Consider the following 23,033-nt stretch of genomic DNA (forward strand, 5'->3'; position numbering starts at 1 on the left):
ACCTAGCCCTTCCCGAACCGCCCGATATCGCCTGCCAGCGTCGTCGCCATATTCTCGTCCAGAGAGTGGACCAGCACGCGTGCAGGATCAACGGGGGCAGGAAAACGGATGGCGTGGGGCACCGTGGGGATAAATCCGAGCGGACCGTAATAGGCAAGATCGCCAACGAGCAGGACGAACCCTGCCCCCTCCCGGCCAAGCGCCAGGTCGCAGGCATGGCGAACGAGCGCCCGCCCAGCCCCTTGCTTGCGGAAAGCCGGGTCCGTCATCAGCGGTCCGAGCAGATAGCCATCGATACCGCCGACCGAAATCGGCGTCAGCCGAACCGACGCCGCGCGGACGCCATCAAGCTCGGCAATAAAGCATAGGCTCGGATCGATGGGGAACCGCTCGCGCACCCGGAAGGCTGCGCGCGCGAACCGCCCCGGCCCGAAGGACACTTCGTGCAGGTTCTCGATCCAGTCATCATCGGCAGGGGTTTCAAGCCGGATGGCAAGGGCATCCGCAGGGACGGCAGGGTATGCCGGAGAAAGAGCAGTCATCGTGAAAAATCCAGATCGGATGAGGAAATGCGACGCAAACGCGCTTGCAAGCGCGTGACTAAAGTCGTCGGATATCCCGTGCGATTCTGGACACTTGAGGCTTCTCCCATCTCGTTCTTATGCCCTTATCACCGGTTGACCGGTCCGTCCAACGAATTTGCTGGACGGGGATCGCGGAACGCGCCTGTTGAACGCGCCGTTCAAAACATGCAGGCTGATCGTGGCGTCCGTTGGGCCTAAATAGGGGCACACGAACTAAAAGGAGTTCTCCATGGGCCAACTCATAGACGGAAAATGGTCGACCGAATGGTATGACACCCGGGCGACGGACGGGAAATTCAAGCGCAGCACATCCGCTTTCAGGAACTGGGTCACCCCCAACGGCGACCCCGGTCCCACGGGCAACGGAGGTTTTGCCGCCGAAAGCGGGCGATACCATCTCTATGTGTCCTACGCATGTCCCTGGGCGCACCGCACCTTGATCTTCCGCGCGCTCAAGGGGCTCGACGAACACATCTCGGTCTCCGCGGTTTCGCCCAAAATGCCCGACGAGACCGGTTGGGCATTCACCGGCGAGATGGGATCGGACAGCGACCCCATAAACGGCGCAGACTATCTTTGGCAGGTCTATACGACGGCGATGCCGGACTATAGCGGCCGGGTGACCGTCCCCGTCCTCTGGGACAAGAAGACCGGCACCATCGTTTCCAATGAAAGCGCCGAAATCATCCGCATGTTCAATTCCGCTTTCGACGAGCTGACGGGAAATACGCTCGACTTTTACCCCGAAGACAAACGCGCCGAGATCGATGCCATCAACGAGCGCGTCTATAACGACATCAACAACGGGGTCTACAAGGCCGGCTTCGCGACCACGCAAACCGCATACGAAGAGGCCGTGACGGCGCTGTTTTCGGCATTGGACTGGATCGAAGGGATCCTTGCAGACTCATCCTTCCTCGCGGGCGATACCCCTACTGAAGCCGATTGGCGCCTGGTCACGACCTTGATGCGGTTCGATGCGGTCTATTTCGGCCACTTCAAATGTAATGTCCGCCGGCTCACCGACTATCCCCACCTCTCGCGGCTGCTAAAGACGCTCTATAACTGGCCCGGCCTGGCACGCACTGTCCGCATCGACCACATCAAATCCCACTATTACTGGAGCCACACCACCATAAACCCGCACCGGATCGTGCCGGTCGGGCCGAACGACCTCGGCTTCGTGGGTTGATTCACCAGACAGGCGTCTTGTCGGCCGTTCCCGCGATTTCGGCAAGGCGCCGCGCCGTGGCCGGGCTTATTTCCGCGGGCGGGGCATCGAGCGCGAACCATCCGATTTCCGCAATCTCGTAGCCGGAAACGAAGTCCCGTTCCTTGTGCGCGGCTCGGGCCACGAAAAAGGTGACATGGTCGCGGTTGGTGTAGTGCCGGGAATGATAGATGCCGAATAGCTGCACGTGGCCTTCGACGGCATAACCTGTTTCCTCAAGCACCTCCCGGCGGGCGGCCTCTTCCACGGTTTCGCCGGGATCGACCCCGCCTCCCGGGAAATGCCAGCCGGCATCATAGCCGTGGCGTACCAACAGCACCTTTCCGTCCACGATCACCGCGCAACGCGCGCCAAGCGTCATGTGCTTGTAGATGCCGATGGCCCTCAGCATCAGCCCGAACTTCAAACGCTGCCAGTGCGATACCATCTGCGTGTCCCTTGGCGCTCCCATACCCTGTGGCCATAAATAGGGCAATTAGTGCCATTCCGCCATTTTCTTGCCGCAGGCAACGTGGCAATAGTCCCTCAGTGATGATTACACTCGCACATATTTCCGACGTCCACCTCGCGCCCCTGCCCCGCGTTACCCCGCGCGAGCTGATGTCCAAACGCATCACGGGCTGGCTCAACTGGCGGCTGAAACGCGCCCGGGACATGCACCGCGATACGCTGGCGGGCCTCGTTGCTCACATGAAGGCCCAGCGCCCCGACAGGATCGCGGTGGCTGGCGACCTCGTAAATCTTGCCCTCGACGGCGAGGTTTTCCGCGCCCTCGACTGGCTCAAGGCGCTTGGGACGCCTGAAACGGTGTGCGTGGTCCCCGGCAATCACGACGCCTACGTGAAAGGAGCGCTGGACGGGGCGCTCGCGACCTACGGCGCCTATATGACCGGCGAGACGCTCGATGAGGAACGCTTTCCTTATGTGCGGCGAACGGGACAGGTCGCGCTGATCGGGGTGTCGAGCGCCATCGCCACCCCGCCCTTCGTTGCGGCGGGACAGGTCGGGCAGCCGCAAATGGAGCGCCTGGGCAAGCTGCTCACCCTGCTCCGCGATGCGGGCTACTTCCGGGTTGTCTTGATCCACCACCCGCCTCATGCCGGATATGCCGACTCGCGGCGGTCGGGGCTTTGGGATGCCGTGTTGCTGCGCTCGATGCTTTCGCAAACCGGCGCAGAACTGATCCTCCACGGCCATACCCATCAATCCACCGTCAACGCCATCGTGGGACCGGACCGTGAGATTCCGGTGATCGGGGTAGCAGCCGCGTCCGCTTCCCCGGGCGGCCATGATGCGCCCGGACGCTACAATCTTTTCCGCATCGAGCGAGTTGGGAGCGAATGGACCTGCAATATGCGCGAATTTGGCTACCAGCGCATCGGCGACGACATTACCATGCGTCTGCAGATGCGAATCTATTGAGGGCCCGTTGACCGAAACCGTCTTCACCGTCGAGAGACCGCGATTTGACCCCCGGACCGGCGCCGCCCTTTTCGGCTATCGGCTCGGCGAGTTGAGCTTTACCGAAAAGCTGGAATTTCCGGTTCCCGAACTCGGCGCGGAGAAAGCGGCCTCGGGCGCCTTTGCCCATCTTCTCGATCTCACTGCCGCTGTCCTGGGCGTGAGCTATTTCAAGCTTCTCGCGCCGCTCGATATCGACCTGACAGCGCTTTCGCTGGCCGAAGGCGACGCCGCATTCCTGACGGACGTCTATGAAAATGGCCTGGGCGAATTCTACGCCCGCAACGCCCTCGAGCGGTTCGGCCGGCTGAGGTTCCGCTTAAGCTCGCCGCGCACACCCACCAGCTCCCTTACCTTGCTCGAACGGACTCTGGTTCTGATCGGTGGAGGCAAGGACTCGCTGGTCAGCGTCGACCTGCTCGAACGCGCCGGAAAGGCCATTACGCTTTTCGCCGTCAATCCCAAGGGACCGATCCTGTCGACCGCCCAACGGTCCGGCCACGAGATGATCGGCGTCACGCGCACGCTCGATCCCGAAATGATCCGGCTATCGAAGGAGGAGGGCTATTACAACGGTCACGTCCCCTCCACGGCCATCAACTCGATGATCGCAGCCCTCGCGGCCTCCCTCTATGGGTTCGATACGATCATTCTCTCCAATGAGCGTTCCGCCAGCGAGGGCAACATCGCATTCGACGGCCGCGAGACCAATCACCAGCATTCCAAATCCCTCGATTTCGAGCGATTGATCGGCGGAACCCTCGCCCGCGCCAGCGGAGGCGGGCTGGGGTATTTTTCACTGCTGCGCCCTTACTCCGAAGCCCGTATCGGCCAGCTTTTCGCGCGAACTAGCCGCTACGACGATGTCTTTTCGAGTTGCAACGCCAACTTCCGCCTCGGTGGGAACAAGGGCCCGCTTTGGTGCGGGAAATGCCCTAAATGCCACTTCGTATTCCTCGTCCTCGCGCCCTGGATGACGTATGACCGCCTGACGGCGATCTTCGGCCAGGACGTGCTCGACAATCCCGAAAACATCCCCGCCTATCGCGAACTGACCGGTCTTTCAGGACACAAGCCCTGGGAATGTGTGGGCGAAATCCTCGAAGCCGCCGCCTGCCTCTGGCGCCTCACGGGGAATGCCGACTGGCGCAACTGCACGGTCGTTGCAACACTCAGGCCCGAACTCGAAGCCTTCTATGGCCAGTCCAAGCTCGAAACGGCCTTCGAGGAACTGATGACCGACAGTCCAGACCACCTCATTCCCGCTTCTTTCCAAACCGCGGTTGCATCCCATGCTGCTTAACGGACCGGTTCTTCTTTATGGCGCGGGCCGGGAGGCCCGTTCGACGGCCAGCTTCCTGCGCAAGCGCTATCCCGATCTCGACCTGTTCGTCACAAGCGATGACGGCGAGGTTTCCCTCGATGGCGCAACCTTCATCCCGGCAAACGAAGCCGCGGACGTGACGCGTTTCGGAACGATTGTAAAAAGCCCCGGCGTCTCGCTCTACAAACCCATTTTCGAGGCCGCCCGGCAGGCCGGCGTGCCGATAACCTCCAACCTCAACATCTGGGCCGAACATTTCAGGGATGGCCGTATGGTCGTCGCCATTTCCGGCACCAAGGGCAAGTCCACGACGGCGACCCTCGTACACCTGATGCTCATCCATTCCGGGGTCGATGCCGTCCTGGCCGGCAATGTCGGGATTCCGCCGCTCGATGCCGAAGACAAGGCCCCGGTCGTCGTGCTCGAACTCTCCTCCTATCAGGTGGCCGATATCGGCTTTGCGCCCGACATCGCTGCGATATCCAATCTTTATCCCGAGCACGTCGACTGGCACGGCGGGTTGGACAACTACTATCGAGACAAGCTCAATATTTTCGTGAAGGGGCCCAAGCTCGCCGCACTGGGACCGCAGGCGGCAAGCAATGAGCGCGTCCTTGCCGCCATTCCGCCAGGGACCTTGCGCGTTCCATCGCTCGACATCGACCTTGCCGACGAAATCCTGATCGCGGCGATGCATTCCAGGCTCAAGGGCGCGCACAACCACGATAACGCCCGGCTCGCCGCAGCCATCGCGCTGGCCGCCGGGGCCACGCGGGAGGGCATATTCAGGGGCATCGAAGCGTTCGTTCCCCTGCCTCATCGGCTCGAGGAACTGACCGTCGGCGACGTTCTTTTCATCGATGACTCCATCTCAACGACGCCAGAGGCGACCAAAGTCGCCCTCGCCGCCTATCGCGGGCGGCGGATCGCGCTCCTCGCCGGAGGGCACGAGCGCCAGCAGGACTATACCGATCTCGCCAATCTCATGGGCCTCGCCGGAGTGACGACGCTATGCTGCCTGCCCGTTACCGGGCCGCGCATTGCCGCCGCTGTGCGCGAGAACACACCCGTGCCGGTGAAAGAATGCGCAACGCTCGACGAGGCCATGCAATACCTCGCCGCCCACCGTGCCGATTTCGATACGGTTCTCCTCTCGCCCGGGGCGCCGAGCTACAACCAGTTCAAGAATTTCGAGGAACGTGGCGAAGCGTTCAAACAATTGGCCCGAAGGTATTTCGCCTAGGGCGCGCGGCTAGACGCTGATATCGAGCATGCTGCCGGTCGACGTGCCGGCGCTCGGCAGGGAGGAGGAAATGCTGTTCTGCAGAGCCTCGGCCTTCTTCTTGCCTTCGGCGATGATCCGGTCGGCCGCGGTTTTGGCGACGTTGTCGACATTCGCGGAAATCTGGTAATTGAAGGTATTGGCGAACGCGTTGACGAGGATGTCGTTCTTGCGTTGAAAGTCGCGCATCATCGAGCGCCGTCTGGCAAGCTTCTGGATATGCTCGTTCCAGGCGGTCGGCTTGGGCGACCAGTTCATTTTTTTGAAGCCAATCTGCTTCATCGCTCAAGCCCAAGGGTTTGCACAATCGCTTTAAGGCTAGCAGGCCGCAATTAACATTGCGTTAGCAATTGCCTTCAGAGTGCACGCTCTTCGAGCTCGATCAGCACCCCGTCGAAATCCTTGGGATGCAGAAAGAGAACCGGCAACCCGTGCGCGCCGATCTTCGGCTGCCCGTCACCCAGCACCCGCGCGCCTTGCGCTTGCAGCAGCCGCGCCGCGTCGGCGATGTCCTCCACCTCGAAACACATGTGGTGCATCCCGCCGTCGGGGTTCTTTTCAAGGAATTTTGCTATGGGCGAATCCGTGCCCAAGGGCTCGAGCAGTTCGACCTTGGTGTTGCCGGTATCGACAAAAACCACCGTCACGCCGTGCTCGGGCAAAGCCTGCGGGGCGGAGACCGAAGCGCCGAGCATGTCGCGGTATTTTCGCGCTGCGGCAGCAAGGTCCGGCACGGCAATCGCGATATGATTGAGCCGCCCGATCATCTGTTGGACAATCTTCCCTCGATCCGCCCAAGCACGGCAAAGGCAGCGTCGAGCACGTTGGTGCCCGGACCGAAGATCTCCGCAACGCCTGCCGCGCGCAAAAAGTCGTAGTCGGTGCCCGGAATGACTCCGCCCACGACCACCGCCACATCGTCCAACCCGCGCGCCCTCAGCGCGCCGATCAGTTCGGGAACCAGCGTCTTATGTCCCGCGGCCAGCGAGGAAACACCCACGGCGTCGACCTTGAGATCTTCGGCATGTGCCGCAACTTCGTCGGGGGTCTCGAACAGCGAGCCCAGGTGAACCTCGAAACCGAGATCGGCGAAAGCCGTCGCAATCACCTTCGCGCCCCTGTCGTGCCCGTCCTGCCCCATCTTGGCAATGAAGATCGAGGGTGGCCGCGAATGAGCGGTACGGAAGCCCGCGATGCGGGTCCGCAGTGCCTCGAACTGCGGGTCGGCGGCATATTCCTCCGCATAGACGCCCGACAGCACGCGCGTTGTCGCATTGTAGCGCCCGAAAACATCCTCCATCGCCTGGCTGATTTCGCCCAGCGTTGCGCGCGCCCGTGCCGCCTCGATCGCCGCTTCGAGCAGATTGCCCTCGTCCATCGCCGCAAACTCGCGCAGCGCATCGAGCGCGAACCGGCAACGCGCCTCGTCCCGCGTCCTGCGAACCGCCTTGATGCGGGCGACCTGCCCCGCCCGGACCTTGGCATTGTCGATCTCGAGCGTTTCGACCGGGTGCTCGGTATCGAGGCGGTAGCGATTTACCCCGACAATCACCTCCTCGCCACGGTCGATCGCCGCCTGCCTTACGGCGGCTGCCTTTTCGATCTCCAGCTTGGGCTGTCCCGATTGCACCACCTTGGTCATGCCGCCTTCGGCCTCGACTTCGGCGATCAGCTTTTCGGCCTTCTCGACCAGTTGCGCGGTCAACGCCTCGATATAATGCGATCCGCCCAGGGGATCGACGACGTCAGTTACCCGCGTTTCGTGCTGGAGGATCAGCTGCGTATTCCGCGCAATCCGTGAGGAGGTTTCCGTCGGCAGCGCAATGGCTTCATCGAAGGAATTGGTGTGCAGGCTCTGCGTTCCCCCAAGCACCGCCGCCATCGCCTCGAACGCCGTGCGCACGATGTTATTGTAAGGGTCCTGTTCGGTCAGCGAGACGCCCGAGGTCTGGCAATGCGTACGCAGCATCTTGGACCGCGGGTCCTTCGCGCCCAGATCGGTCATGATTCGCGCCCACAGGGTGCGCGCCGCCCTCAGCTTGGCGATCTCGACAAAGAAGTTCATGCCGATACCGAAAAAGAACGAGAGCCGCCCCGCGAAGCTATCGATGTCGAGCCCCCGCGCCTGCGCCGCACGAACATATTCCATCCCGTCGGCCAGCGTATAGGCAAGTTCCTGGATCGCCGTCGCGCCCGCCTCGTGCATGTGATAGCCCGAGATCGAGATGGAATTGAACTTGGGCATATGCCGCGCGGTATGGGCAATGATATCGCCCACGATTCGCATCGAGGGCTCGGGCGGGTAGATATAGGTATTGCGGACCAGGAACTCCTTCAAAATGTCGTTCTGAATGGTCCCCGACAGCTTCTCCTGAGGCACGCCCTGCTCTTCGGCCGCGACGATGAACATCGCGAGCACCGGGACCACCGCGCCGTTCATGGTCATCGAAACGCTCATCTGGTCGAGCGGGATGCCGTCGAACAGGATCTTCATGTCCTCGACGGTATCGATGGCCACGCCTGCCTTGCCGACGTCACCCACCACGCGCGGATGATCGGAATCGTAACCCCGGTGGGTGGCCAGATCGAAGGCGACCGAAAGCCCCTTCTGCCCGCGCTCAAGTGCACGACGGTAAAACCGGTTGCTGTCTTCGGCAGTCGAGAACCCGGCATACTGCCGGATCGTCCACGCCCGGTTGGCATACATCGTTGCCCGCACGCCACGCGTGAAGGGCTCAACGCCGGGGATCGCGCCGTCATCACCGAGATAAACGGGAGAAACGCACAAGCCGCCATAATCGCGGTCGAGCGATTCAAGCGGAGCGTCCCCAAGTTCCTTTTGCGCGAGTTTCTGCCAGGTTTGCCGGAGGTCGTCGGTCATCGCATACCCCCACCCCTGGCCCCTCCCCTCAAGGGGGAGGGGAATCGGTTTCGTGCGCCTGGCAGATATCTACCCCACCCGCAATGCGGCCCCCCTCCCCCTTGAGGGGAGGGGCGGGGGGTGGGGGTTCGCCGCCGGCCCATCACACCGCCTCAAATTCCATGATCACCGCGTCCACCGCCAGCACGGCACCTTCGGCGACGTTGACCCTCGTGACTTTTGCCCGCCGCTCGGCCTTCAGGACATTTTCCATCTTCATCGCTTCGACGATCGCGAGCGGCTGGCCATCTTCGACGATATCGCCCTCTGCCACATCGAGGCGGATTAGTTGCCCCGGCATGGGACAGAGCAGGAATTTGCTCATGTCGGGCGGAGACTTGACTGGCATATGCTTCATCAAATCGGCGACATGGGGCAGCACGACCCGCGCGACAAGGTCCGCCCCGCGATAGCGCATGCGAAAGCCGGAAGTAACCCGGTCCATCCGCACATGAATGGTCCGCCCATCGATCTCCGAAGCAGCGATGCTTGCTCCCGGTTGCCAGCCGTCTTCAATGAGCAGGCCCTGACCGTCATCGGTCATCAGCACGAAGGCCTCGCCGGACTTCGGAATCGAGAAATCCCACCGCTTGTCGCCAATGAGGACGGAACGTTCGGCAGTGACGTGCTCGCTGGTGAGCCGTCCCTGCCCCTCAAAGCCACGCGTTTCGAGCTGGAACGCCGCGCGGCATGCCAGCGCAGCCAGCGCCAGCATGTCGTCATCTCCGAGCGTCGCCCCCGCAAACCCTCCAGGGAATTCCTCGGCGATATAGTTTGTCGAGAGCTTGCCGTCCCGGAATCTGTTCTGCTGCAGAACGGTGGCGATGAAAGGTATATTGTTCCCCACCCCGTCGATATCGAACTGATCGAGTGCCACGGCCAGTCCATCAATCGCCTGCAACCTCGAAGGAGCCCATGTAATAAGCTTGGCGATCATCGGGTCGTAATAGGGACTGATCTCCGCGCCTTCAAAAACGCCGGTGTCGTTGCGCACGACGAGATTGGCCGAAGCCTCTTCGACCGGCGGGCGGTAGCGCTTGAGCCGCCCTGTCGATGGCAGGAAATTGCGGTAGGGGTCCTCGGCGTAAATCCGCGCCTCGATGGCCCAGCCATTGAACTGCACGTCCTCCTGCCCGAGCGAGAGCGGTTGACCGTCGGCGATGCGCAGCATCTCCTCCACGAGGTCGATGCCTGTGACGAGTTCGGTCACCGGGTGCTCGACCTGGAGTCTGGTGTTCATTTCGAGGAAATAGAAATTGCGGTCCTTGTCGACGATGAACTCGACGGTCCCCGCGCTCACATAGTTGACCGCCCGCGCCAGCGCGACGGCCTGCTCGCCCATCTTTTTCCGAGTCTCGTCATCGAGGAACGGCGAGGGCGCCTCCTCGATGACCTTCTGGTTGCGCCGCTGGATCGAGCATTCGCGCTCGCCGAGATAAATGCAATTGCCCAGTGAATCCGCCAGCACCTGAATTTCGATATGGCGCGGCTCTTCTATGAACTTCTCGATGAAAATCCGGTCGTCCCCGAACGATGACGCAGCCTCCGATTTCGCGCGCTCGAACCCCTCCTTGGCCTCCTTGTCATTGCGCGCAATGCGCATCCCCTTGCCCCCGCCCCCGGCAGACGCCTTGATCATCACGGGATAGCCGATCTTCTTGGCAATCTTGGCCGCTTCCGCCGCACTCTCGATCAGCCCCATATGCCCCGGCACGGTCGAAACCCCCGCATCGGCGGCAAGCTTCTTGGACGTGATCTTGTCCCCCATCGCCTCGATCGCCTTCACCGGCGGCCCGACAAAGTAAATCCCCTCCTGCCGCAGCCGCTCGGCAAACGCGGCATTCTCGGACAAAAACCCATACCCCGGATGCACCGCCACCGCCCCGGTCGCCTTGCACGCCTCAACAATCTCGTCGATCACGAGATAGGACTGACTGGCCGGAGACGGCCCAATATAAACCGCCTCATCCGCCATCCGCACATGCAACGCATCCTTGTCGGCATCCGAATAAAGCGCGACGGTGGATATGCCCATACGGCGGGCAGTCTTGATAACCCGGCAGGCGATCTCGCCACGATTGGCTATGAGGATTTTGGGGAACATTACAGGTTCACTCCAGCCATGCGGATGATCGGAAGTGGTTTCTGAAATTGATACAACTTCGGCAGCACACCGATAATCGCTGCAAAAAAACCTGAAGCAATTACTACACGTTCAGATTGACTGGCTTGCTCAAAGTTGAGTTGGTATCGTCCACTCCCATCGAGTAATCCAATATCACCGTGAAAAACTTTAAACGCTGGAACAATCTGAGCGACCGAATCCAGATAATCATCGCTATATTTCTCGACTAAGTCGGTTTCAGTACGATGTTTATGGGCTAACTCGTTCCGCAATTTTCCTATTTTTGATGACGCCAAACAAATCCCGTTCGGTACATTCATTGCACGTAACAAATTCACTTTAGCAGAATAGGAAGTGCGTTCGTCTACCTTCGCAGATGAATATCGTTTGATAAATTCGTTGATTTGAATCTCCACACTAAAGTGAGCGCGAATTATTCTACCGATTTCATCAGAAGTTTCGAGCGCCTGTTGGATAAGGCGTACGTCTGGATCAAATGCCATTTGAATTGGAATTTCCCTCACAGCGGAATATTCCCGTGCTTCTTCACTGGCCCCTCGACCTTCTTCTTCCGCAAGGTCTCCAGCGCCCGCGCCACCCTTCTCCGCGTGTTGTGCGGCATGATCACATCGTCGATGAACCCGCGCTCCGCCGCCACGAACGGGTTGGCGAACCTCTCCTCATATTCCCGCGTCCGCGTCTCGATTTTCTCGGGGTCGTCAAGCTCGGAGCGGTACAATATTTCCGTCGCCCCCTTGGCGCCCATCACGGCGATTTCCGCGCTCGGCCAGGCATAGTTCACATCCGCCCGAATGTGCTTTGAGGCCATCACGTCATACGCCCCGCCATAGGCCTTGCGAGTAATCACCGTCACCTTCGGTACCGTCGCCTCGGCATAGGCGAACAGCAATTTCGCGCCATGCTTGATGATCCCGCCATATTCCTGCGCCACGCCCGGCAGAAAGCCCGGTACGTCGACCAATGTCAGGATCGGAATATCGAAGCTGTCGCAGAAGCGGATGAACCGCGCGGCCTTCTTTGACGCATTAATATCGAGACACCCCGCCAGCACCAGTGGCTGGTTGGCGACCACCCCGACCGTCTGCCCGTTGAGCCGCATGAACCCGATCAGGATATTGCCCGCATGGTCCTTTTGCAGTTCGAGAAAATCACCTTCATCGGCGATCTTCTCGATCACTTCGCGCATGTCATAGGGTTGGTTGGCGTTCGCCGGGATAAGGCTATCGAGGCTGTCCTCGCGCCGGTCGACCTGATCATTTGTCGCCACCCGAGGCGATTTTTCCCGGGCAGAAAGCGGCAGGAAGTCGAACAGGCGCCGGACCTCGAGCAGCGTCTCGATATCGTTCTCGAACGCGCCGTCGGCAACCGAGGAAATCTTTGTGTGCGTCGAGGCCCCGCCCAGTTCCTCATGGGTCACGGTCTCGTTTGTGACGGTTTTCACCACATCCGGCCCGGTCACGAACATATAGCTCGTGTCCCTAACCATATAAATGAAGTCCGTCATCGCCGGCGAATAGACCGCCCCACCCGCACAAGGCCCCATGATGACCGAAATCTGCGGCACTGCCCCTGAAGCCTGCACATTGCGCCAGAAGACCTCCGCATAGCCCCCGAGCGAAGCGACGCCCTCCTGAATCCGCGCACCCCCGGAATCGTTAAGCCCGATGATCGGCGCACCGTTCTGCACCGCAAGGTCCATGATCTTGCATATCTTTTGCGCGTGGGTTTCCGAGAGCGAGCCGCCGAAGACGGTGAAATCCTGCGAAAAAACGTAGGTGAGCCGCCCGTTGATCGTGCCCCAACCGGTCACGACACCGTCCCCGGGGATGATCTGCTGGTCCATCCCGAAATCGCGGGTGCGATGGGTGACGAACATGTCGTATTCTTCAAAACTGCCCGGATCGAGCAGGACGTCTATGCGCTCGCGCGCCGTGAGCTTTCCCTTGGCGTGCTGCGCCTCGATACGCTTGGCGCCTCCGCCCTGCCGCGCATGTTCACGCCGCAACTCAAGCGCGTCTATGACTTCCTGCATATACCCCTCCGCAATTACCGGGCAGATTAGCGCGATTTGCCGATTTTGCGAGAGCCTTTTGGCCGCAGCCTAAGCGCCCGGTTTGCAGACAACACGGCCCCGTATCGCGCCTTTGAGGATGGCGTTCCCGATTTCCGGAAGTTCGGCGAGACTGACTTCGCGCACCATGCTGTGGTAAACGGCGGGACTAAAGAGGCTCGTCAGCCGATCCCAGGCGGAAACGCGCGCCGCGAACGGCTGCATGACACTGTCGATACCGGCAAGCGTGACCCCGCGCAGGATGAAGGGAACGACACTAGCATCCCAGCTATCGCCTGCCGCCAGCCCCACCGACGCCACGCACCCGCCCGGATTGATCTGCTTGAGCAACTCGCCCAGCGGCGCCCCGCCCACGCTATCGATGGCCCCGGCCCACCGCGTCGGCAGGAGCTTTTTTCCGCTCGGCGCGAGTACATCCCGGCCGACGACATCTGTCGCGCCCAGCGCCTTGAGCGGTCCGGCAAGCTCAGGTCGCCCGCTCATGGCATCGACCTTATAGCCAAGGCGTGCGAGCAGCAGGGTGGAAATGGATCCGACCCCTCCCCCTGCGCCTGTAACGAGAATCGGCCCGCCGGCAGGAGAAACACCCTCCGCCTTCAGCCGATTGACTGCCAGCATTGCTGTCAGCCCGGCCGTCCCCAGCACCATCGCATCGCGTGTCGAAAGCTTTTTAGGGAGAGGCACGAGCCAGTCCGCGTTGACGCGCGCGCGCGTCGCGAACCCGCCCCAATGCCATTCACCCACCCGCCAACCCGTGAGCACTACGGCCTGCCCGGGATGATAACGATGATCGGAACTCTCGATTACCCGGCCCGCGAAGTCCACACCTCCGATATGCGGATAGTGCCTGACCAGTCCCCCTTGTCCGGCCAGAACCAATCCGTCCTTGTAGTTGAACCCCGCCCATTCGACGCCGACCAACACATTGCCTTCCGGCAGCGCGGACTCCTCGAGATGGGTAACGGTGTTCGCGATCCCCCCGTCTTCACGCCTTTCAGTGACCAGCGCCGTAAAGGTCATGTTTGAACCTCCCGATTGTTGCGCCCATCAGAGAGCGATTTCGGCAAGTCGTCCAGATCGAATTGGAAAAGGTCGTTCAGAAGGGGCGGGCAAGCCTGTCGAGCGGCACCCCGGCAATCGACATTCCTCCGGATAACTGCCGCAGCAACTCAGGGTCGGAAATCTGATAGCGCAGCGCCGGCAAGATACCCAGACGCCGAAACCTCTGCCCCGCGAGCAGCCTTGGCAGATGGGCGTTCACCGTATCGACATCCCTCATCGCGCCTCCGGCAGCCACGAGAATGGCGGCGCTGGTATCGGGAACGAGTCCGATGGTACGCTCCGCAAATGCGATCGCTTGCGCATAGTCGCCTCCCCGGAGCGCATGAAGCGCAGGAGTCAGATAATACCAGGCCGGCGGCTCAGGCTCTGCGGACTGTGCCTCTTCGAAATAACGCATTGCAGCCGGCCAGTTGCCCATTCGAGCGAGCACCTGCGCATACCCCGCCACGATATCAACGCCAGCGGGATTGAGTTGGAGCGCGGAGTGGAACCGATCCCGCGCCAGTGGCAGGTCACCCCGCATGAAAGCCACCTGCCCCATCGCCGCCCACACAAAGCCGCTGGTCGGCTCCGCGTCGCGTGCGGCAAGCGCGAGCGCTTCCGCCTCGGCCAGGAGATTCCGGCCCTCCTCGGTATCCGGTCCAATCCGCCAGGCATCCATTGCCTGCATGCTGGCCAGGATTGCCCTCCCAATCGGATGCTCGTCGGCCAGCCGCCTGGCACACTCATGGGTTCGGGCGCCATCCGCCTCCCTGCGGCGCTCGACATAAAGCCCGAAGAGCGTGACACAGGGATAGAGCCCGGTCACGGGGCCGGACTCCCGGGCCAGCCAATCGCGCGCCGGGCGATGAAGGATACTGCGCGGGCTGGCGAGCCGAAACACGATGAACTGCGAGATATCGTCAAGCGACATGGTCGGTTGACCATCGACAAGAGGCACGGTGACATCCACGGCAGCCAGCGCCGTCTCGGTCGCTCCCTCCGCGACCAGAACCCCGTACTGGATTCCCCCCGGAACCCGCCGCGCGACGCCGGACAGCAGATAGACCGGCCGGCCACCTGCGACGTCGGCAGGCAGAACCTCGGCCTGGGCGCCTCCATAGCGCGCTGAAACATCGGGAAACTGATTGAAATCGGTCACCACCTCTAGCGCAAGACCGGCAACAAGCGGAGCTCCCAGCGTATCGGAGGCCAGATTCTCGAACTCCTCCACAATAACGAGAGGCATCGCCGGTTGGCGGCCGGGAGACGGTGCCGTTCGCTCCGAAAGGCTCGGCCAGAAAACCACAGCCGAGAGTAGCAGCCCCGCGGCGACGATCCCGAAGATCCAGATATTGCGCGCGGGCGCAGCGGGGGGCGGAACCTCGTCCTCTTCTTTTTCCGTGCTCCGAGACGCATCGGGAACAGTGTCAAGCGGCGCAAAGGTGGGGATATAGCTCCCGACCGGCAGGTCGATCCGCACCGCTGCCCGGGCGCTGCCACTGGCGTAAAAATCTGCAATCAGCCCCCGGAGTCTCCGCGCTTGCACCCGCACGATCGGGTCGGCTTGCGGGTCGAAGCCCTCGCCCCGCCCGAAAACGTCAACAGCGATGGCGTAAGCCTTGATAGACGCGGTTTCGGCCCGCAGGGTTGCCTCTACAACATAGCGGAGAAATGCGGAAAGCTGGGGCGACCGGCGCATCGGACCCCACGACAGCAGTTCCTCGAGCGCGGCCCGCACATCGGCTTCATCGGCTTCGCCGGGGTCTTCCGCCACCACCATCGGATCCTCCCAGACGAACTCTAGCCCCTCCCGTTTTACATGTAAATCGCAGCTTCGGATTACCCCAAATTACCATGGATAACATGGCGCTTTATCGTTTCAGCGGTCATATGCGCGTTGTGCCGGAACGCGTTCGCTTTGCTGCGTCCGTCCGGACGAAGGAACACGGGAACCTTGGCGGAGGCCCCCGTTTTAATTCATCTAAGATCAAGCTTACAGCGAAGGTCCGCGGATCTGGTCCCGGTCGGTCGCTGTTACTGGAATTGGGGCCAATGTACGATCTTCAAGAAGACGGCGCACCAGTGTTTGCACTGGTGGACGACCATGTTCATTCCGCCGACCTTTTCGCGCGCACCCTGCACGATACCGGTGCGGTGGTGCAGGTGAAGTGGCTTGGAGATGCCGACCGCGCCATCATCGCACTTGAATCCGCGTTCGACGCCCGCGATACATCCGTCCCCGACTTGATCGTCGTCGACCTCAAGTCGCATTCAAGCGCCAACGAAAACTTTCTCCAGCAGATCAGTTTGCCGGCCAAGGCCGCGGGAATTCCGGTTGCGGTTTTCGCCGCCGGGATCACGCCGGAAAAGCAGCAGCGCCTGATCGAAGCCGGTGCCGCGGCTGTGTTCGAACGTCATCCCGATCGCAACGCTTATCGGCGCGAAGTCGCGCAGATTTCCAGTTTCTGGGTACGGGAAACCGATACCTGGCCCATTCGGGCTTAGCCACCGCGTCCCCGGCTTCGCTCGATAGGGAGGAATGAGCCTCTAATGAGTCCCCCCAATGGCCATTGGGTTTTCATTCCTCCCGCTCAATTCGGTCCCTAGGGACCGATGCTGCGGCTTGCCCCTCCCTGGCCGCAGCGAAAGACCCGAACCTCCGCGTCCTCGGTCACGGGTCTTTCAACACTGGGGAGAGGGACAAGGATTTCCTTGGGTACTTGCGTTCCCGACCCTCTCCCCAAATCATCCCGGCAGACACCGCTCGTTGCTCACCGGCTGCACTGACCGGGTACCCGCCATGCACTGGTACCGGTTACCAACTCGGCATCGCTTTGCCATAATGCTTGATGCAGGCAACGTTACCCGCGGGATACATGGAACCGATCACTATCGCTGGCGTTCCCTCTAGGAGTTACCCGGGAAAAGGCCAATTCCAGAGGATATGACAAATACCATCTCCGCCATACTGTCGGCTTATACCGATCCGGTGGCGTTATTCATCGATTTCGACGGGACGCTGGTCGAAATCGCTCCACAGCCCGATGCCATCCACGTGCCGGGAGCCCTGATCGACAGACTTGTTTCTCTTGAACGTTCGCTCGATGGCGCCCTGGCCCTCGTCACAGGCCGGACAATCGGCGATATCGACCGTTTTCTATCGGCACATACCCTTACAATTTCTGGCAGCCACGGTCTCGAACGCCGCCATCGCGGCCAAACGGTCGAACCGCCGGCCCACCTTTCTGGCGCCGCAGAAGCGATTAGCACGCTCATGGCCCGCAAATTCGGCGAGGACGAGCGCATACTGATCGAGCGCAAGCCCGCCGGCGTTGCCGTCCATTACCGCGCCGCGCCTGAACGCGGCGACGAAGTGCGCGCCGAGATGGCCCAAGCCCTCACCGAGACTGCTGATTTCCACATGATCGACGGCAAGAAGGTCGTCGAGGCACGGCCGGCGGGGACCGACAAGGGCACGGCAATAGCTGCTCTGATGGCGGAGCCTCCATTCAGCGGCCGGACGCCGGTATTTATCGGCGACGATGTGACCGACGAGGATGGCTTTCGCGCGGTCAACGCAATGGGAGGGATCGGCATAAAAGTTGGCGAGGGCGACACGGCAGCCCGCTTCCGGCTCCCCGATGTGGGAGCGGTACACGAACTTCTCGAGGCATTCGCGGACGGCGAAGCCGACGACACCCAAGAGACGAACTAAAAGGGGCAACCAGATGACGCGGCTGATTATTGTTTCCAACCGAACCCCAGGAAAAGCGCCGGCAGCAGGTGGACTGGCCGTTGCGCTCAAAAAAACGCTCTCCGAACGCGACGGCTTCTGGCTGGGGTGGTCCGGCAATTTTGCGGAAAAACCTGCAAAGGAAGCGCAATTCCAAACTATCGACGGGCTCGATATCGCGCAGATCGATCTTACGCGGGAAGACCACAAGGCTTATTACGCCGGATTTTCCAACTCGATCCTCTGGCCGGCCTTTCACCTCCGTCTCGACCTTACGGACATCCAGTCGCACTGGTACGAAGGCTACCGGCGCGTTAATGCGCAATTTGCAGATGCCCTGGTACCGCACCTGCGTCCCGACGACATCATCTGGGTCCATGACTACCACCTGATCCCGCTGGCTTCGGAATTGCGCCGCCGTAACGTGCGGAACCGGATCGGCTTTTACCTGCACATTCCCTTCCCCACACCGGACGCGCTGCATGCCATTCCTCATCACGAGGAACTGCTCAAAGATCTTGTGACCTACGACCTTGTGGGGTTCCAGGCGCAGCGTGACGTCGCGGCCTTCAATGAATTCATCGCTCACGAGCAGATGTACAAGGAAGCGGGCGGCATCCCCGTGGTCATCGATCTCGGCAATACTGTGCTCGACGCGTTCCCGATTGGCTCGGACCCTGACGCCTTTGCCAGGCTGGCGACCAGCCCTAATGCGCAGAAAATGCATAAGCGCGTTGCCCGCGCCATGAATGGCCGCGCGGTTCTTCTCGGCGTGGACCGGCTCGATTATTCCAAAGGGCTTCCGCAGCGCGTCCAGTCCTATGAAAAGCTGCTCGAGAATAATGCCAACCTGCGCCGCACGGTGCACATGATCCAGATCGCCCCGCCTTCACGCGACACGATCAAGGAATACCAGGTCATTTCCGACGAGTTGGACGCCGCCGTCGGACGCTTGACCGGACGATTTGCTGAGCCGGACTGGCTGCCCATCACCTATGTCAAGCGCGCCTATTCGCAAGCCTCACTCGCCGGTCTCTACCGCCTGGCACGTGTGGGCCTCGTCACGCCGCTGAGGGATGGCATGAACCTTGTCGCCCATGAATATATCGGCGCCCAGGACCCCGAGGATCCCGGCGTTCTCGTGCTCTCGCGATTTGCGGGAGCCGCAGAACTCTTCCATGAAGCCTTGCTTATCAATCCCTTCGACACTGACGAAACCGCCGAGGCCATGCGCCAAGCGATCGCCATGCCCCTCGATGAGCGCAAGGCCCGTTGGAAGCGCCTCATGGAAACCGCCCGCGCGCACAATGTCGATCATTGGGCCGCTAACTATCTTGATGCGCTCGCAGGAACGCGGGCCGCTGAGGCAAGCCATGAACCCCAGGAGCGCGCCATGCTGGCGGCAGGGAGCCTAGCCTCAGGACACGCGACCGCGCGCGCGCCGCTTCTGCCCCCCTGGCTCCGCTCGGTTTTCGGCTAAGGGGCGACTTCGGTTGTCCACCCACAAAAAAAGGCGGCCTTCCGGCCGCCTTTCGCGTTTTGGTACATGCTTACCGGAGATCAGAAAGGAGAATCCGGGAAGTAATACTGCTCTGCATTCTCGGGCGTGATCAGCGGAGCTCCAAGGATATACTCGCCCGTCACGGGACCGTTCGAGGTGAAGTGTGCCACCGTGACGTCCATCGCCGTTGCAATCATGGCTGGCGGATAGAGGACGTTGACCGGGATCAGTTCCGAACCCTGCATCACCATCTGGATGACCTCCTTCATGCCCGCCCCGCCGACGACGAACATTTCGTCAGTACGGCCGGCCTGCCGGACAGCTTCGATCACGCCCAGCGCGATGTCGTCATCCTGTGCCCATACGCCGTCGATGTCGGGGAAGCGCGAGAGGAAGTCCTGCATGACTTCGAACCCGTCGTCGCGGTTCCAGTTGGCGTGCTTGTGGTCGAGAACGTTGATGCCGGACCCTTCGATCGTTTCCATGAAGGCGTTGAAGCGCTCATCATCGATCACAGTCGGAATCCCGCGCAGGATCACGATATTGTCGCCATCGCCAAGCCGGGTGAGGAAGTATTCGCCCGAAATCCGGCCCAGTTCGGGGTTGTTACCGGCAACGTAAACATCCTGGATGCCGTCCTGCGACAGTCCACGATCCACCACTGTAACGAACGCCCCCGATTCCTTGACGCGCCGAACGGGATCGGTCAGCGGCTCGGATTCGAACGGCAGCACGACCAGCGCATCAATATTGTGGATCGAAACGAGGTCCTCGAGATCGTTTGCCTGCTGCGCCGGGCCGTCCGCGGTCACCAACACGATGTTGATGTGGGGATGGGCCGCCTGAAGGCGGGCCTGCGCCTGAGCGGCGTGCCAGTTGAGACCGCCAGTCCAGCCGTGCGTGGCAGCCGGAATGGAAACGCCTATGGTGATGTTGTCCTGCGCCATCGCCGGTGCGGAGAGCGCCATCGCGCTCCCGACCGCCAGCGCGGCTATCTTCTTGAGAAGCTGCATTCTATAGTCCTCCGTTGTTATACACCCGGGTTGTCCAATGGGTGTTTGCACCGCCCACGGGCTCCAATCCCGTGGGCGGAATTCCTTATAGGGCTAGCTCGCTCGCTTGCGCCGGAACGGGCTCAGCGTGGTGAGATTGCCGCGTTGCAGCCAGACAGCTGCAATGATGATGACCCCCTGCACCGCGCCGTTGAGGTAGTTCGAGATGATGTCGGTGAGGTTGAGGATATTGCCAATGGTGGTGAGCATGATGGCGCCAACCACGGTGCCGCCGATGCGCCCGTAACCGCCCTTCAGCATCGTACCGCCGATAATGACCGCCGCGATGGCCTCGAGTTCCCACAGCACGCCGGTCGAAGATGAGGCCGAACCGAGACGGGGCACATAGATGATCGTGGCGATCGAGACGCAAAAGCCCTGGATGACATAGGTCAGCGTCCGCACCCGGTCGACCTTGATGGCCGAATAGCGTGCAACGGTCTCGTTGGAGCCGATTGCCATGCAATAGCGCCCGTAGGCCGTGCGGTTGAGCAGCACCCAGCCCAGGATCGCAACCACTGCAAAGGCCAGCACCGGAATGGGGATGCCCAGGATATTGCCGTAATAGACCGGGCGGTAGACGTCGCGGACATCGAACGCAAGCGAGAGCGTCCCGCCATCGGCAAAATAGGTGACCAGCGAGCGATAAATGCCCATCGTGCCGAGCGTCACGATGAATGCCTCGATCTTGCCCTTGGTTGTCATGAAGCCGTTGAGGAACCCGGCGGCCAGACCAAGGGCAATGGAGGCAACGCAGCCGATCAGAACGATATGAACGCCAACGCCCATTGTTCCGATGGCGTTGTTCATGACGATAATCATGACGCCGGAAATCACCGCGGCCATGGACCCGACCGAAAGGTCGATCCCGCCGGCGGTGATAACGAACGTCGCACCCACCGCGATAATGCCGATAAATGCCGAACGGGTCAGCAGATTGGTGATGTTACCTTCCGAGACGAAGGCGGGGTTCAGCAAGAACCCGAAAATGCAGAGCGCGATCAGCGCCAACAATGGCCCTAGCGTATGAAAGTCCAGCGTCATGAACTTCTTGCGGGCAGGCTTGACGCCCTCATGCGCTTGCACGGTCATCTTCCCTGTCCCCCTTGAGCCCTGCGGCATATCGCATGATTTCTCCTTCGGTGATTTCGGCGCCCTCGAGCGTGCCGGTCCTGCGCCCTTCGCGCATGACTACGACGCGATGGGCCAGCCCGATGACCTCCTGCATCTCGGAGGACACCACGATGATCGACTTGCCCTCTTTGGCGAGGGCCGCGATGATGTGATAGATTTGCTGCTTGGTCCCCACATCGATGCCGCGCGTGGGCTCGTCGATGATGATGATCTCGGGATCGGACTCCATTGCCTTGCCCAGCATCAGCTTTTGCTGGTTGCCGCCCGAGAGCTGCCCGACGCGGACAGAAGCATCGCGCGCCCTGATGTCAAAGCGCCGCGTTGCGCGCTCCATCGCCTCGACCTCGCTCGATTCCACAAGGAACCCGGCGCGCATATGCCGGAAGAGGGTCAGAAGTGTCAGGTTCGGTTGCAGCCCGATATTGAGCAGCAAGCCTTTACCCTTCCGGTCCTTGGTCATGTAGACGAGCCCCGCCCGTAGGGCTTCAGCCACCGTCTTGAACTCGACCGGCTGCCCCCTGACTGAAACGCTGCCGCCACTGCGCCCCTGCAGCCCGACGATCGCTTCCATAACCGCGGTCCGCCCCGACCCGATCAGACCTGCAAAGCCCAGAATTTCGCCCTTGCGCAGCGAAAAGCTGACATTACGCACACCGGGTGCCGTCAGCTTTTCCACCTCGAGCACGATAGGTGCATCGAAATCGGGCTCCTGCTTGGGCGGATAGAGATTGGAAAGCTCGCGCCCCACCATCATTTCGGCGATGGAATCGGGCGTGAGGTCGCCCGTTTCGACCGTCGCGATCAGCTGACCGTCGCGCAACACCGTGATGCGGTCGGAAAGCTTCATCACCTCGTCGAGCTTGTGCGAGATGAAGACGATGGCCACGCCCTTGGATTTGAGCCGCTGGACCTGCGCAAAGAAATACTCCGTCTCGGCAGGCGTGAGCACTGCTGTCGGCTCGTCCATGATCAGAACGCGCGCGTCGCGGCTGATCGCCTTGGCGATCTCGACCATCTGCTTGTCGGCGACTGAAAGCGTATTGATCCGTGCGTCGGGGTCGATCGAAACATGAAGCCCATCGAGGATGCGCTTGGCCTCCTCGCGCATGTCGGTCCGCCGCACGAAACCCCACCGCGTCCACTCGCGGCCAAGAAAAATGCTCTCGGCCACCGTCAGATGTTCGGCAAGATTGAGTTCCTGGTGGATGACGACGATACCCAGCGCCTCGGCCTCGCCGTTACGCGGCAAATCTGTCGCTTGCCCGTCAAGCAGGATGGTGCCGGAGGTCGGCGCTTCGAGGCCTGAGAGAATTTTGATGAGCGTAGATTTGCCGGCGCCGTTTTCCCCGATCAGCGCATGAACCTCACCCGCGCGGACATCGAAATCCACGCTGAAGAGGACAGGCACCTCTCCAAAGCTCTTTGAAATCCTGCTGGCTGCAAGGATAGGCTCCTCGGCCGACGGCACGGCTTCACCCACTACCCAATATCCTCCCTCAAGACCGGGCGTTTGTCCGCCGCGTGCCCCGTAACGGAAATTTATGTAAACC

General features: G+C 61.1%; 20 protein-coding genes. 7 read left to right on the top strand and 13 right to left on the bottom strand.

The window, feature by feature from the left end:
- Nucleotides 1-2: 2 nt before the first annotated feature.
- Nucleotides 3-542, bottom strand: coding sequence for a GNAT family N-acetyltransferase (locus tag I2G20_RS01785; RefSeq protein WP_196257954.1), 540 nt, complete (start codon nt 540-542; stop codon nt 3-5).
- 271 nt (nt 543-813) lie between these two features.
- Between I2G20_RS01785 and I2G20_RS01790 the strand changes: the two genes are divergently transcribed.
- Nucleotides 814-1,776 carry a glutathione S-transferase family protein gene (locus I2G20_RS01790; protein ID WP_196257955.1) on the top strand — a complete coding sequence of 321 codons (963 nt, stop codon included), beginning with the start codon at nt 814-816 and terminating at the stop codon, nt 1,774-1,776.
- 1 nt (nt 1,777) lies between these two features.
- Here the strand turns inward: I2G20_RS01790 and I2G20_RS01795 are convergent, their stop codons facing one another.
- The gene (locus I2G20_RS01795) at nt 1,778-2,242 is read right to left on the bottom strand and encodes an NUDIX domain-containing protein (protein WP_196257956.1); all 465 of its coding nucleotides are present in this window, start codon (nt 2,240-2,242) and stop codon (nt 1,778-1,780) included.
- A 104-nt stretch (nt 2,243-2,346) separates the two neighbouring features.
- Here I2G20_RS01795 and I2G20_RS01800 point away from each other — a divergent pair, with 104 nt between their 5' ends.
- From I2G20_RS01800 to murD, 3 genes are read left to right on the top strand one after another with little or no spacing between them, the layout of a single operon-like run.
- The gene (locus I2G20_RS01800; RefSeq protein WP_196258199.1) at nt 2,347-3,237 is read left to right on the top strand and encodes a metallophosphoesterase family protein; all 891 of its coding nucleotides are present in this window, start codon (nt 2,347-2,349) and stop codon (nt 3,235-3,237) included.
- Between the two features lie 7 nt (nt 3,238-3,244).
- On the top strand, nt 3,245-4,579 hold the full coding sequence (locus I2G20_RS01805; RefSeq protein ID WP_196257957.1) for a MurL-like N-terminal domain-containing: 1,335 nt from the start codon (nt 3,245-3,247) through the stop codon (nt 4,577-4,579).
- Complete coding sequence (gene murD, locus I2G20_RS01810; protein WP_196257958.1) at nt 4,569-5,843, top strand: UDP-N-acetylmuramoyl-L-alanine--D-glutamate ligase; 1,275 nt, start codon at nt 4,569-4,571, stop codon at nt 5,841-5,843. The genes I2G20_RS01805 and murD overlap by 11 nt, the downstream gene beginning before the upstream one ends.
- Nucleotides 5,844-5,852: 9 nt before the next feature.
- On the opposite strand, the gene I2G20_RS01815 is transcribed toward murD, so the two are convergent.
- The 8 genes from I2G20_RS01815 to I2G20_RS01850 form a co-directional block, all read right to left on the bottom strand.
- Nucleotides 5,853-6,164: a hypothetical protein gene (locus I2G20_RS01815; RefSeq protein ID WP_196257959.1), complete on the bottom strand. Its 312-nt coding sequence runs from the start codon at nt 6,162-6,164 to the stop codon at nt 5,853-5,855.
- A gap of 74 nt (nt 6,165-6,238) precedes the next feature.
- Nucleotides 6,239-6,649, bottom strand: coding sequence for a methylmalonyl-CoA epimerase (gene mce, locus I2G20_RS01820; RefSeq protein ID WP_196257960.1), 411 nt, complete (start codon nt 6,647-6,649; stop codon nt 6,239-6,241).
- On the bottom strand, nt 6,646-8,763 hold the full coding sequence (scpA, locus tag I2G20_RS01825; protein WP_196257961.1) for a methylmalonyl-CoA mutase: 2,118 nt from the start codon (nt 8,761-8,763) through the stop codon (nt 6,646-6,648). The genes mce and scpA overlap by 4 nt, the downstream gene beginning before the upstream one ends.
- A 142-nt stretch (nt 8,764-8,905) precedes the next feature.
- On the bottom strand, nt 8,906-10,906 hold the full coding sequence (accC, locus tag I2G20_RS01830; protein WP_196257962.1) for an acetyl-CoA carboxylase biotin carboxylase subunit: 2,001 nt from the start codon (nt 10,904-10,906) through the stop codon (nt 8,906-8,908).
- The gene (locus I2G20_RS01835) at nt 10,906-11,430 is read right to left on the bottom strand and encodes a hypothetical protein (RefSeq protein WP_196257963.1); all 525 of its coding nucleotides are present in this window, start codon (nt 11,428-11,430) and stop codon (nt 10,906-10,908) included. Before I2G20_RS01835 ends, accC begins: the two co-directional genes overlap by 1 nt.
- 17 nt (nt 11,431-11,447) lie before the next feature.
- Nucleotides 11,448-12,980, bottom strand: coding sequence for an acyl-CoA carboxylase subunit beta (locus I2G20_RS01840; protein WP_196257964.1), 1,533 nt, complete (start codon nt 12,978-12,980; stop codon nt 11,448-11,450).
- A gap of 69 nt (nt 12,981-13,049) precedes the next feature.
- Nucleotides 13,050-14,039, bottom strand: coding sequence for an MDR family oxidoreductase (locus I2G20_RS01845; protein ID WP_196257965.1), 990 nt, complete (start codon nt 14,037-14,039; stop codon nt 13,050-13,052).
- A 76-nt stretch (nt 14,040-14,115) separates the two neighbouring features.
- Nucleotides 14,116-15,843: a tetratricopeptide repeat protein gene (locus I2G20_RS01850; RefSeq protein ID WP_196257966.1), complete on the bottom strand. Its 1,728-nt coding sequence runs from the start codon at nt 15,841-15,843 to the stop codon at nt 14,116-14,118.
- A 272-nt stretch (nt 15,844-16,115) separates the two neighbouring features.
- On the opposite strand from I2G20_RS01850, the gene I2G20_RS01855 reads away from it, so the two are divergent.
- From I2G20_RS01855 to I2G20_RS01865, 3 genes are all read left to right on the top strand, one after another.
- Complete coding sequence (locus tag I2G20_RS01855; RefSeq protein ID WP_196257967.1) at nt 16,116-16,568, top strand: response regulator; 453 nt, start codon at nt 16,116-16,118, stop codon at nt 16,566-16,568.
- Nucleotides 16,569-17,007: 439 nt separating this feature from the next.
- On the top strand, nt 17,008-17,778 hold the full coding sequence (otsB, locus tag I2G20_RS01860) for a trehalose-phosphatase (RefSeq protein ID WP_196257968.1): 771 nt from the start codon (nt 17,008-17,010) through the stop codon (nt 17,776-17,778).
- Between the two features lie 13 nt (nt 17,779-17,791).
- Nucleotides 17,792-19,276, top strand: coding sequence for an alpha,alpha-trehalose-phosphate synthase (UDP-forming) (locus I2G20_RS01865; RefSeq protein ID WP_196257969.1), 1,485 nt, complete (start codon nt 17,792-17,794; stop codon nt 19,274-19,276).
- 80 nt (nt 19,277-19,356) lie between these two features.
- Here I2G20_RS01865 and I2G20_RS01870 read toward each other — a convergent pair whose 3' ends face one another.
- The 3 genes from I2G20_RS01870 to I2G20_RS01880 form a co-directional block, all read right to left on the bottom strand.
- Nucleotides 19,357-20,310, bottom strand: coding sequence for a substrate-binding domain-containing protein (locus tag I2G20_RS01870; RefSeq protein WP_196257970.1), 954 nt, complete (start codon nt 20,308-20,310; stop codon nt 19,357-19,359).
- A 93-nt stretch (nt 20,311-20,403) separates the two neighbouring features.
- The gene (locus I2G20_RS01875) at nt 20,404-21,441 is read right to left on the bottom strand and encodes an ABC transporter permease (RefSeq protein WP_196257971.1); all 1,038 of its coding nucleotides are present in this window, start codon (nt 21,439-21,441) and stop codon (nt 20,404-20,406) included.
- Nucleotides 21,422-22,963 (bottom strand): sugar ABC transporter ATP-binding protein, encoded by a 1,542-nt coding sequence (locus I2G20_RS01880; RefSeq protein ID WP_343070290.1) that lies wholly within the window; start codon nt 22,961-22,963, stop codon nt 21,422-21,424. Before I2G20_RS01880 ends, I2G20_RS01875 begins: the two co-directional genes overlap by 20 nt.
- Nucleotides 22,964-23,033: the final 70 nt, after the last annotated feature.

This window comes from Pelagibacterium limicola, assembly GCF_015694405.1.
Lineage (GTDB): Bacteria > Pseudomonadota > Alphaproteobacteria > Rhizobiales > Devosiaceae > Pelagibacterium > Pelagibacterium limicola.

Coding starts and splice junctions, on each gene's coding strand:
- I2G20_RS01785 (WP_196257954.1), bottom strand. CDS start 542: ATGACTGCTCTTTCTCCGGCATACCCTGCCGTCCCTGCGGATGCCCTT.
- I2G20_RS01790 (WP_196257955.1), top strand. CDS start 814: ATGGGCCAACTCATAGACGGAAAATGGTCGACCGAATGGTATGACACC.
- I2G20_RS01795 (WP_196257956.1), bottom strand. CDS start 2,242: ATGGTATCGCACTGGCAGCGTTTGAAGTTCGGGCTGATGCTGAGGGCC.
- I2G20_RS01800 (WP_196258199.1), top strand. CDS start 2,347: ATGATTACACTCGCACATATTTCCGACGTCCACCTCGCGCCCCTGCCC.
- murD (WP_196257958.1), top strand. CDS start 4,569: ATGCTGCTTAACGGACCGGTTCTTCTTTATGGCGCGGGCCGGGAGGCC.
- I2G20_RS01815 (WP_196257959.1), bottom strand. CDS start 6,164: ATGAAGCAGATTGGCTTCAAAAAAATGAACTGGTCGCCCAAGCCGACC.
- mce (WP_196257960.1), bottom strand. CDS start 6,649: ATGATCGGGCGGCTCAATCATATCGCGATTGCCGTGCCGGACCTTGCT.
- scpA (WP_196257961.1), bottom strand. CDS start 8,763: ATGACCGACGACCTCCGGCAAACCTGGCAGAAACTCGCGCAAAAGGAA.
- accC (WP_196257962.1), bottom strand. CDS start 10,906: ATGTTCCCCAAAATCCTCATAGCCAATCGTGGCGAGATCGCCTGCCGG.
- I2G20_RS01835 (WP_196257963.1), bottom strand. CDS start 11,430: ATGGCATTTGATCCAGACGTACGCCTTATCCAACAGGCGCTCGAAACT.
- I2G20_RS01840 (WP_196257964.1), bottom strand. CDS start 12,980: ATGCAGGAAGTCATAGACGCGCTTGAGTTGCGGCGTGAACATGCGCGG.
- I2G20_RS01845 (WP_196257965.1), bottom strand. CDS start 14,039: ATGACCTTTACGGCGCTGGTCACTGAAAGGCGTGAAGACGGGGGGATC.
- I2G20_RS01850 (WP_196257966.1), bottom strand. CDS start 15,843: ATGGTGGTGGCGGAAGACCCCGGCGAAGCCGATGAAGCCGATGTGCGG.
- I2G20_RS01855 (WP_196257967.1), top strand. CDS start 16,116: ATGTACGATCTTCAAGAAGACGGCGCACCAGTGTTTGCACTGGTGGAC.
- otsB (WP_196257968.1), top strand. CDS start 17,008: ATGACAAATACCATCTCCGCCATACTGTCGGCTTATACCGATCCGGTG.
- I2G20_RS01865 (WP_196257969.1), top strand. CDS start 17,792: ATGACGCGGCTGATTATTGTTTCCAACCGAACCCCAGGAAAAGCGCCG.
- I2G20_RS01870 (WP_196257970.1), bottom strand. CDS start 20,310: ATGCAGCTTCTCAAGAAGATAGCCGCGCTGGCGGTCGGGAGCGCGATG.
- I2G20_RS01875 (WP_196257971.1), bottom strand. CDS start 21,441: ATGACCGTGCAAGCGCATGAGGGCGTCAAGCCTGCCCGCAAGAAGTTC.